The 10,654-nt window shown below is 46.6% G+C and carries 8 protein-coding genes; 4 read left to right on the forward strand and 4 right to left on the reverse strand.

Translation table 11 applies throughout. The features are described from left to right. The 4 genes from B7X71_RS07755 to B7X71_RS07770 form a co-directional block, all read left to right on the forward strand. Positions 1-2,017: PAS domain S-box protein (locus B7X71_RS07755; protein WP_293600476.1), on the forward strand; the 2,017-nt coding region annotated here is incomplete at its 5' end. Positions 2,018-2,055: 38 nt separating this feature from the next. Continuing rightward, on the forward strand, positions 2,056-2,703 hold the full coding sequence (locus tag B7X71_RS07760) for a response regulator (protein ID WP_293596924.1): 648 nt from the start codon (positions 2,056-2,058) through the stop codon (positions 2,701-2,703). A 5-nt stretch (positions 2,704-2,708) separates the two neighbouring features. Further along, a complete protein-coding gene (folD, locus tag B7X71_RS07765; RefSeq protein ID WP_293596925.1) occupies positions 2,709-3,569 on the forward strand; it encodes a bifunctional methylenetetrahydrofolate dehydrogenase/methenyltetrahydrofolate cyclohydrolase FolD in 861 nt (286 codons plus the stop codon). Between the two features lie 43 nt (positions 3,570-3,612). Continuing rightward, complete coding sequence (locus B7X71_RS07770; protein WP_293596926.1) at positions 3,613-5,745, forward strand: M3 family metallopeptidase; 2,133 nt, start codon at positions 3,613-3,615, stop codon at positions 5,743-5,745. 4 nt (positions 5,746-5,749) lie between these two features. Here the strand turns inward: B7X71_RS07770 and xth are convergent, their stop codons facing one another. From xth to glnA, 4 genes are read right to left on the reverse strand one after another with little or no spacing between them, the layout of a single operon-like run. Further along, positions 5,750-6,595 (reverse strand): exodeoxyribonuclease III, encoded by an 846-nt coding sequence (xth, locus tag B7X71_RS07775; RefSeq protein ID WP_293596927.1) that lies wholly within the window; start codon positions 6,593-6,595, stop codon positions 5,750-5,752. Beyond that, complete coding sequence (gene ntrC, locus B7X71_RS07780; RefSeq protein WP_293596928.1) at positions 6,588-8,039, reverse strand: nitrogen regulation protein NR(I); 1,452 nt, start codon at positions 8,037-8,039, stop codon at positions 6,588-6,590. The genes xth and ntrC overlap by 8 nt, the downstream gene beginning before the upstream one ends. After that, positions 8,036-9,172: a nitrogen regulation protein NR(II) gene (gene glnL / locus B7X71_RS07785; protein WP_293596929.1), complete on the reverse strand. Its 1,137-nt coding sequence runs from the start codon at positions 9,170-9,172 to the stop codon at positions 8,036-8,038. The genes ntrC and glnL overlap by 4 nt, the downstream gene beginning before the upstream one ends. Positions 9,173-9,183: 11 nt before the next feature. Then, positions 9,184-10,599, reverse strand: coding sequence for a type I glutamate--ammonia ligase (glnA, locus tag B7X71_RS07790; RefSeq protein WP_293596930.1), 1,416 nt, complete (start codon positions 10,597-10,599; stop codon positions 9,184-9,186). Positions 10,600-10,654: the final 55 nt, after the last annotated feature.

Raw genomic sequence — 10,654 nt, forward strand, 5'->3', positions numbered from 1 at the left:
TACTATTGAAGTTCCAAGTGATGAGGTACTATCAAAAGAAATTCGAAATGTGTTTTGGCAAGCAGTACCTCAAATTTCTGGCATTGAAATCAAAGGCATGGTGGCTGTGCTCTACACAACACAGGGCATGCTTGAAATGATCCCTGGTGAGCTCAAGGGCCAATATCGATTTACTTTAATTGCTGATGAAGATAAGGTCTTAGCAATCTCATCCGATAAAAATACACCAAAGCGCGCATTTAGCAATCAAACTAGTTTGGATATTGGCGTTCTCAGTCCCAATATAAGTCTGCGCATTGACACCTACCCGCCAGCAACAAACTTGACTTTTAGAATGTTGATTGGCGTGGTATTGGGTTTAAGTGCATTCGTAATTTGGAGCTTGTGGTCAGTACTCAAGCAAATGCAGGTCAGACAAGAGGCCGAAGCAAATCTTCGTGCCGAAACGAGTTTTCGTAGCGCTATGGAAAACTCCACCCCAGTAGGAATTCGTGCGCATGACATGAATAGAGTAATCACCTACGTCAATCCCGCCTTTTGTGAAATGACTGGTTGGTCAGCAGAGGAGTTAATTGGGATGAGTCCGCCTTTTGCTTTTTGGCCCGAGGGTCAAAAGAGTGAGTTGACGGAAAAGATGAATAAAGCCCTCAAGCTTGCCTTAAGCCAGGAAAAGAAAATTGGCATAGAGGGCTCGATCCTTCACCGCAACGGATCCATCATTCAGACTCGTACCTTTATTTCTCCATTAATTAATGAAAAAGGTGCTCAAACTGGCTGGGTCACTTCCTTAATTGATATTTCTGAGCCGAAGAAAATTCGCGAAGAATTAGCTGCTTCACAAGAGCGCTTCGTTACAGTTTTAGAAGGTCTTGATGCTGCAGTTTCCGTAGTATCCAATGAAACCGGTGAGTTGTTGTTTGCGAATCGCTTTTATCGGGAACGTTTTGGAAACACTGCCAAAGGCCATTTTGATCTAGCTGACAGTGATATCAATCGGAATGCGATGCAAGCCTTGATTGAGGATTCTGGAGATGCCATCACCGAGGGCATCTCCCCATCTTCTTTGTATCAAGAAAATGAGTCTGAAGAAATTCAACTATTAGATGAAGCCACTGGAACCTTAAGATGGTATGAAGTCCGAAGACGTTTTGTTCCATGGGTAGATGGTCACTTAGCACAATTGCTCATTGCAACCGACATTACGATTCGTATTGAGGCGGATGATTTAGCGCGCCAACAAGAAGAGCGCATGCAATTCACTAGTCGTTTAACCACCATGGGTGAAATGGCCTCTTCTTTAGCCCACGAATTAAACCAACCACTTGCAGCCATTTCTAACTATTGCATGGGTGTGGCCAAGCGTTTACAGGATCACCTAGATCCAGTAGTGCAAAAAGATATTCTTCCAGCACTAGAGAAAGCATCTGATCAAGCGCATAGGGCCGGAACAATCATTCAGCGTATCAAAGGTTTTGTGAAGCGCAGTGAGCCACAACGTAAAACTTGCGATATTAGTGAAATTATTAATGATGCAGTTGGATTGGTGGAAATTGAAGCGCATCGCCACCGATTAAATATCGCCACTGAGATTGCCAGCAATCTGCCAATGATTGACGTTGATCCGGTCTTGATTCTCCAGGTATTGGTTAACCTCCTGAAAAACTCCCTGGATAGCTTGAGAGAGGTTTACCCTCTTTCTTCGCGCTGGTCGGCTCCACCAGTGCAGATTTCGGCTGACCTGGATACCAGCACCTTTCCCGCCATGCTGCGTATCCAAGTAACAGATGCAGGTGCCGGAATCGCCCAATCCGTCATTGAACGCATGTTTGAGCCCTTTTTTAGCACTAAAAACGACGGTATGGGCATGGGATTGAATATTTGCCGATCCGTTATAGAGTCCCATCAGGGCCGCCTTTTTGCAAAAAATCAGATGGATGCAGAACAGACTAAGCTGGCGGGCTGCACCTTTACAATACTATTACCCCTAGAGCTAGCAGGCTCTATGGCCAACAGTTAATTTATGTATTTTTTTAAGATTGATCTGCGAAAGCTAATATGAATATCAGTGCTGCCACCAAACCCAATCAAACTGAAGTGGTTTACGTTGTAGATGACGATGAGGCGGTACGCGACTCACTTACCTGGCTCCTAGAAAGCAATGGCTATGTTGTGCGCTGTCATGCAAGTGCTGAGCGTTTCTTGCAGTCACTCCAGAGCACGGATAAGTCAACTATCTCCTGCGCAATCTTAGATGTCCGCATGTCGGGCATGTCAGGTCTTGAATTACAAGAGCGTTTGATTAGTGAAAACCTGCCAATGCCAGTTGCTTTTATTACTGGTCATGGTGATGTCTCAATGGCAGTCTCCACCATGAAGCGCGGTGCAGTGGACTTCATTGAAAAGCCCTTCAAAGAAAATGATCTCTGCGGTCTAGTTGACCGCATGCTTGCTAAAGCACGTGTTGATTACTCACAAGCAAGCCACCGCAAAATTACCCAGAGTCTCTTAAGCAAGTTAACTGGTCGTGAGCGCCAAGTGCTAGAGCGCATTGTTGCCGGTCGCTTAAATAAACAAATTGCGGATGATCTTGGCATCTCCATTAAAACGGTCGAAGCACATCGTGCCAACATAATGGAAAAGCTCAACGTAAATACCGTTGCAGACCTCCTCCGCTTAGCCCTCTCAGATCCACAACCAAATTAATCCCTATGCCTGCACAGTTACTCGATGGCGTCGCCCTATCCAAAAAATTACGTACTGAAATTGCAGCACGCGGAGCAATAGTTACCGCTAGGGGCGTAAGGCCTGGCCTAGCTGTCATCGTAGTTGGAGAAAATCCTGCTAGCCAGGTTTATGTTAGAAATAAAGTGAAGGCTTGCGAGGATGTCGGCTTTCATTCTGTATTGGAGCGCTACTCTGCCGAATTAGGCGAAGAAGAATTACTTGCGCGTATTGCGACATTAAATGCCGATCCTGCTATTCACGGAATTTTGGTTCAACTCCCCCTTCCCGAGCATATTGCGGCTGAGCGCGTACTAGAAGCGATTGCCCCAGAAAAAGATGTGGATGGCTTTCACGTAGCCAATGCTGGTGCGTTAATGGTGGGTCAGCCTGAATTCAAGCCTTGCACGCCATATGGCTGCATGAAGATCTTAGAGAGTATTGAATATCCCATCCGTGGCGCACGTGCGGTGATCGTAGGCGCTTCTAATATTGTGGGTAAGCCTATGGCCATGCTTTTGCTACAAGCAGGTGCAACAGTCACTATCTGCAATAGCAAGACTCGCGACTTGGCGCATCACACCAAGGATGCTGATATTTTGGTTGTTGCAACCGGCAAACCTAAAATGATTACTGGTGACATGGTAAAAAATGGAGCCGCTGTCATTGACGTTGGCATTAATCGAATGCCCGATGGAAAGCTCTGTGGCGACGTTGATTTTGATGCCGCTCAATATGTTGCTGGCTGGATTACGCCTGTGCCAGGTGGTGTCGGCCCCATGACCATTACCATGCTTCTGATGAATACCCTGGAAGCAGCAGAAAAAGCAGCTAAGCCGTCTAACTAGCGCCTGATTAGCAAAAGTTTGCGTCGTCCATTAAGCTATAGGGATGACTAAATCAACACTTTTACAGCCCTCTGCTGAGCTCCAAAAAAACCCACTAATTTCAGTCGGAAGAGGCATTTGTGCCTACTCCGAGGTAAAGCCTTCGGACATTGCGCCAGCGATAGACTTTCTATTGGGGCGAGCTGAGTACGCAGTCAATCATGCGGTAGATCAAAGCACTCCAGGTAACTGGAATGATTTGGTAGAGCCCCTCGAAGATGCCACAGAGTCTTTGAGTAGGTCCTGGGGAGTCGTATCGCACCTTAACAGCGTTGCAGATACTCCAGAGCTTAGGGCAGCCTATGGCGAGATGATGCCAAAGGTTACTGCATTCTTTTCAAGCCTAGGGCAAAACTTGGCGCTATATCAAAAGTTTAAGGAGCTTAGTCAAAGCGCTGACTTCTCAAAACTAAACCCTGCACAGAAAAAAGTAATTGAAAACTCCTTAAGAGATTTCCGTCTGGGTGGCGCAGAGCTCTCAGACTCACAAAAGCCCCGCTTCTCACAGATTCAAGATGAACAAGCTTTATTAGGCAAAGCATTTTCTGATCACGTTTTAGATGCAACAGATAGCTTTGTGCATCTTATTGCTGATAAGTCGCAGCTGGCTGGACTGCCAGAAGATGCAATTGCTGCAGCGGCTGATCTTGCTGAGCAGAAAGAACTTCAAGGCTGGGCATTCTCGCTACACTTTCCATCCTACTATCCAGTCATGCAGTACTCCGAGAACCGGTCTCTGCGTCGCCTCATGTATGAGGCCTACGTAACTCGAGCTTCCGAATTATCCCCGCAATATGCCCATGGGAACCTCAATTGGGACAATACGCAAAACATGCTCGAGCAACTCAGGCTCCGGAATGAAGAAGCGCGCATGTTGGGCTTCAAGAATTATGCTGCTCTGAGTTTGGCCCCAAAAATGGCTAGTAGTGTTGAGGAAGTGGATACCTTCCTCACTAACTTTGCACAGAAGGCAAAACCATTTGCCTTGAAAGACTGGCAAGAACTTTCTGAATTTGCAAAATCTGAACTTTTTATTGCCGATGGATTAGAACCGTGGGACATCGCCTTTGCTTCGGAGAGATTGAAGCAAGCACGCTATGCATTTTCTGAAAATGAGCTCAAGCAGTACTTCCCCCTACCTAAGGTTTTAGAGGGATTATTTGGAGTCATTCAAACTTTGTTTGGCGTCAAGATTGAAAAAGCTAATCTACCAACTTGGCATGTGGATGTACAGTCCTTCGGCATCAAGAATTCCGCAGGCAATTTAGTGGCTTATTTTTACCTGGATCCTTACGCCAGATCAGGCAAGCGTGGTGGCGCCTGGATGGATGATGCTCGTGGGCGCCGAGAATTGCCTAATGGAGAAATTCAGATACCGGTGGCGTATTTAATCTGCAACTTTGCCGCACCCGTAAAGGTAAATGGCGTATTGCGCCAACCAACCATTACTCACGATGATGTCATTACCCTCTTCCACGAGAGTGGTCATGGTTTGCACCACTTATTAACGCAAGTCAACGCCTTAGGTGTCTCCGGAATTAATGGCGTTGAATGGGATGCAGTGGAGCTGCCAAGTCAGTTCATGGAAAATTTCTGTTGGGAATGGGAGGTCTTGGAAAAAATGACTGCTCATGCCCAGACAGGTGAACCACTGCCCCGCCAGTTATACGAAAAAATCCTTGCTGCTAAGAATTTCCAAAATGGCTATATGACACTGCGTCAGGTTGTAATGTCACTAACCGATTGGCGTCTGCATGCTAGCTTTGATCCAGAAAACGCAAAAGGACAGGCAGTCCTTGATCTATCAAGAAGTATTGCAGATCAATTCAATGTGATCCCGCAAGCGTCCATTTCCCGCTGGATTAATACCTTTAGCCACATCTTTGCCGGTGGATATGCTGCTGGTTATTACAGCTATAAATGGGCTGAGGTACTGTCTGCAGATGTCTACTCTGCATTTGAGGAGGTAGCCAAGCTTACTGGAAGCGTCCTCGATGAACAAACAGGCGCTCGTTATCGCAAAGAGATTTTGGAGGTGGGAGGCAGTCGTCCTGCTGCCGAATCCTTTAAGGCCTTTAGAGGAAGAGAGCCAAGCATTGATGCCCTGCTTCGTCATGGCGGTTTAGCCTCTCAGTAAACGTCTAAGCTTTAATTTCTGCAACGACTGGAGCGTGATCCGAAGGCTGCTCCCAAGTGCGGGGCTCTTTATCGATGATGCTTGAGCTACATTTCTCTTTTAGGTCGTCACTTAAAAGGATGTGATCAATCCGCATACCGGCATTTCTTCTGAAACCCATCATGCGGTAATCCCACCAACTAAATGATTTTGGCGCCTGCTCAAACATTCTGAATGAATCTGTTAAACCTAAATTGAGGAGTTTTTGAAACGCCTCTCGTTCTGGTGGCGAAACTAGGTTTTGACCAACCCACTTGGAAGGGTCATGCACATCAACATCGGTAGGCGCGATATTGAAATCACCCAAGAGAGCCAAACGAGTATTTTGAGTTAACTCCTCTTTTAACCAATCTTCTAGCGCCTTCAGCCAGCCTAACTTATAAACAAACTTATCACTATCGGGAGACTGACCATTAGGGAAGTATGCCGAGACAAGACGCATCGGCTGCATTCCCTTAAAACATAAGGTGGCAGCTAAGACACGTTGCTGCTCATCCGCACTACCTGGAATATTTCTAACAGGCTTTAGAAAAGTGGTTTCATGATCCGTAGCGATGGATGCCAAGGCAGCTTTGCGAACGATGATAGCAACGCCGTTATATGTCTTTTGGCCAGCAGCAATGCTGAGGTATCCGGCCTCTTCCAATTCTTGGTGAGGATATTTATCGTCAGTGAGCTTCAACTCCTGCAGACAAAGTGCATCAATAGGATTTTTCGCCTTCTCTTGATCCTGCAACCACTTCAAAACTTGAGGCAAACGCACCTTAAGGGAGTTCACATTCCAGGCGGAAATTCTGACTGAGTCAGCCATCAATACCAAGCTCCTGCAATTTACGAGTGATCGTGTTGCGACCAATTCCTAGGCGCTGAGCTGCTTCAACACGTCTTCCACGGGTAACTTCTAGTGCTGCTTGGAGAACTGCTTTCTCAAATTTAGAGCACAGAACGTCGTATACCTCTGAATCACCATCTTGCAGCATTTTGACCGCTAGGCGACCTAAGCCACCCTCCCAATCCGCTGAACTAACCTTAATCGCTACTTGAGCTGAAGGATTCGATTCACCCTGCAATAAAACTGGTTGCTCACCGGCTTCCGCCAAAAGATCTGTAGGCAAATCGCCTGATCCGATCAAATTGGATGGCGTCATCACCGTTAACCAGTGACATAGATTTTCTAGTTGACGCACGTTACCAGGAAAAGGCATGCCGCTAATTTCCTTTAAAACATCATCAGAAAGTTTTTTAGCTTCGACCCCCAAGGACTTGGCGCAGGTCAACATGAAATGGCGTGCCAGCACCGGAATATCTTCCGCGCGCTCACGCAATGCTGGCATCCTCAAGCGAATGACATTAAGGCGATGTAATAAATCTTCACGGAAAGCACCGGCTGCAACTCGGGCCTCCAAATTTTGATGCGTGGAAGCAATGATGCGCACATTTGCTTTGATGGGATCCTGTCCGCCAACTCGATAGAAATGACCATCCGTTAATGCACGCAACAATCTGGTTTGCAGATCAAAAGGAATATCGCCAATTTCATCTAAGAATAAAGTACCGCCATCAGCCTGCTCAAAGCGACCGCGACGTAATGTCAAAGCTCCGGGGAAAGCACCACGCTCGTGACCGAATAATTCAGACTCCAATAAATCCTTGGGTACTGCTGCAGTACTAAAGGCAACGAATGGACCCTTGGCACGTGGGCTGTGCTTATGCAAAGCTTGTGCAACCAACTCTTTACCGGTTCCAGATTCGCCAGTAATCAGGACTGTTGAGTGGGACTGAGCCAAGCGGCCAATAGCCCGAAAGACTTCTTGCATTGCAGGAGCTTGACCAATGATTTCTGTCGAGTCTTGTCTCCAGCCATTCATTTCTTTGTTGCCAGATTGATTACGCTCGCTTTGCTCCATGGCGCGGCGAATTAATTCAACCGCCTTATCAATATCAAATGGCTTGGTGAGGTATTCAAATGCACCACCCTGAAAAGACGATACCGCTGAATCCAAATCTGAGTAAGCAGTCATGATGATGACGGGAAGCGTCGGATGCGTCTCTTTTACATTCTGCAGCAGATCTAAACCATTGCCACGCGGCATACGAATATCCGAAATCAATACTTGCGGAGCTTCCTTATCTAGTGCATTGAGCACGTCATTGGGGTTAGAGAAACTCTTATGGGGAATATTCTCGCGAGTAAGCGCTTTTTCTAATACCCAACGAATAGATTGATCATCGTCTACGATCCATACGGGTTTCATAATGCTTTCTCCTGCCTACGATAAGGAATTTGAATATGGAAATCAGTCCGTCCAGGACGGCTGTCACATGCAATAAAGCCTTGATGCTGTTGCACAAACGTTTGGGCCAAGGTGAGGCCAAGACCGCTACCACCATCCCTGCCGGAAACCAATGGGAAGAAAATACGCTCGCGGATATCCTCTGGAATGCCGGGCCCGTTATCGATAACGTGTAGATCCATTGCCATCTTGTAGCGTTGCTTAGAAATGGTGACTGAGCGAGCCACCCTTGTCTTAAATTCAATTTGAGCAATACCTTGCTGCATTTCTTCGGAGAGCGCTTGAGCAGCATTGTGGGCAATGTTGAGAACAGCCTGGATCAACTGCTCGCGATCACCCAGCACCTCAGGAAGGCTGGTGTCATAGTTACGGATAATGCGTAAACCTTTTGGAAACTCTGCCAACACCAGACTACGTACACGCTCTAAGGCTTCATGGACGTTAAATGATTCCATTGCGTGAGCCTTGCGGTGCGGCGCTAATAATCTGTCGACTAAGTTTTGTAGACGATCTGATTCTTTAATAATGACCTGAGTGTATTCACGCAAACCTTTTTCTGGAAGCTCAAACTCTAGCAATTGAGCTGCACCTCGAATACCACCTAAAGGATTTTTAATTTCATGCGCTAAGTTACGCATTAACTGCTTGTTTGCTTCAACTTGTTGAGTTACGCGCTCATCGCGCTCACTACGCAACTGCTGATCAATTGGAAACCACTCCATCATGATCAGCGTGGGATCCTCAAGACTGGCCACGACCACATGCGCAGGAATCGACTCTTGATGAATGCTTCCAGGCAAGGAATGTAAGACCAGCTCTTGACGTTGAGCAGAAAAGTGCCCCGCTTTCACCTCTTCAATCATGCGCTTAATTGAGGTGTTATCCCCGAACAGGTTATGCACAGACTGACCTTCAAGAGATTTTCGCGATAGATCCAACGCAGACTCTGCAGCGGGATTCACGTAAACCAATTGTTGGTTCTCGGCCTCAAATACCACGATGGCATTGGGCAACTGATCAAGCAATGTCGGAAAAAAAGGAGCAGCCGAAGCTGCCCCTTTGAACGAATTGCGCAACAGACCTGCGCTCAACATTACTCCTTCGCTTACAGGGAGTAGTACATATCGAATTCGATCGGATGGGTTGTCATTCGGAAACGTGTGACATCTTCCATCTTCAAAGCGATATATGCGTCGATCATAGAGTCTGTAAAGACACCACCACGAGTCAAGAACTCACGGTCTTTGTTCAAGGCTTCTAATGCTTCTTCCAAGCTTGCACAAACGGTTGGGATCTTTGCATCTTCTTCTGGTGGCAAGTCATACAAGTTCTTGTCAGCAGCTTCGCCTGGATGAATCTTATTCTGAACACCGTCTAAACCTGCCATCATCAATGCTGAGAAGCAGAGGTATGGGTTAGCCAATGGATCAGGGAAGCGAGTCTCAATACGACGGCCTTTAGGGCTTGAAACGTGTGGAATACGAATCGAAGCAGAACGGTTACGCGCTGAGTAAGCCAACTTCACTGGAGCTTCAAAGCCTGGAACCAAACGCTTGTATGAGTTTGTACCTGGGTTAGTAATCGCATTCAATGCTTTAGCGTGCTTGATGATACCGCCGATGTAGAACAATGCGAACTCTGACAAACCTGCATAACCGTTGCCAGCAAACAAGTTCTCGCCATTCTTCCAAATGGATTGGTGAACGTGCATACCAGAACCGTTGTCCCCAACGATAGGCTTAGGCATGAAGGTTGCTGTCTTACCGTATGCGTGAGCAACGTTTTGAATGACATACTTCTGCCAGATAGTCCAGTCAGCGCGCTCTACCAATGTGCTGAACTTGGTACCTAATTCGTTTTGGCCTTGACCAGCAACTTCATGGTGATGAACTTCGACAGGAATACCTAAAGATTCGAGGATCAAACACATCTCAGAACGCATGTCTTGGAATGTATCTACTGGAGCAACTGGGAAGTAGCCGCCTTTTTTACCTGGACGGTGACCAGTGTTACCACCTTCGATCTCAGCAGCTGAAGACCATGGAGCCTCTTCAGAATCCACCTTAACGAAACAACCCTGCATGTCAGCACCCCAACGGACGCCATCAAAAATAAAGAATTCTGGTTCTGGGCCAAAGTAAGCCGCATCGCCCAAGCCAGTGCTTTTCAAATAAGACTCAGCACGCTTAGCAATAGAACGTGGATCACGGTCGTAACCTTTACCATCTGAAGGCTCAATCACATCACATGTGATCACCAATGTAGGCTCTTCATAGAATGGGTCGATATAGCAAGCTGTTGGATCTGGCATCAACAACATGTCAGAGGCTTCAATACCTTTCCAACCAGCAATAGATGAACCATCAAACGCATGACCGCTCTCAAACTTGTCTTCGTCAAAATGGGAAATAGGTACTGTTGTGTGTTGCTCTTTACCCTTTGTATCTACAAAGCGGAAATCAACGAAAGTACATTCCTTCTCTTTAACTAACTTCATCACATCGGCGACGGTCTTCGTCATGCAAATCTCCTCTATTAACTAAATTCGGAATACAAACTTAAGGTGTACACCCTTG

Source organism: Polynucleobacter sp. 39-46-10, from assembly GCF_002282275.1.

Bases quoted from the DNA above. Each gene is read 5' to 3' on its own strand.
- B7X71_RS07760 (WP_293596924.1), top strand. From the start codon at position 2,056: ATGAATATCAGTGCTGCCACCAAACCCAATCAAACTGAAGTGGTTTAC.
- B7X71_RS07770 (WP_293596926.1), top strand. From the start codon at position 3,613: ATGACTAAATCAACACTTTTACAGCCCTCTGCTGAGCTCCAAAAAAAC.
- folD (WP_293596925.1), top strand. From the start codon at position 2,709: ATGCCTGCACAGTTACTCGATGGCGTCGCCCTATCCAAAAAATTACGT.
- ntrC (WP_293596928.1), bottom strand. From the start codon at position 8,039: ATGAAACCCGTATGGATCGTAGACGATGATCAATCTATTCGTTGGGTA.
- xth (WP_293596927.1), bottom strand. From the start codon at position 6,595: ATGGCTGACTCAGTCAGAATTTCCGCCTGGAATGTGAACTCCCTTAAG.
- glnA (WP_293596930.1), bottom strand. From the start codon at position 10,599: ATGACGAAGACCGTCGCCGATGTGATGAAGTTAGTTAAAGAGAAGGAA.
- glnL (WP_293596929.1), bottom strand. From the start codon at position 9,172: ATGTTGAGCGCAGGTCTGTTGCGCAATTCGTTCAAAGGGGCAGCTTCG.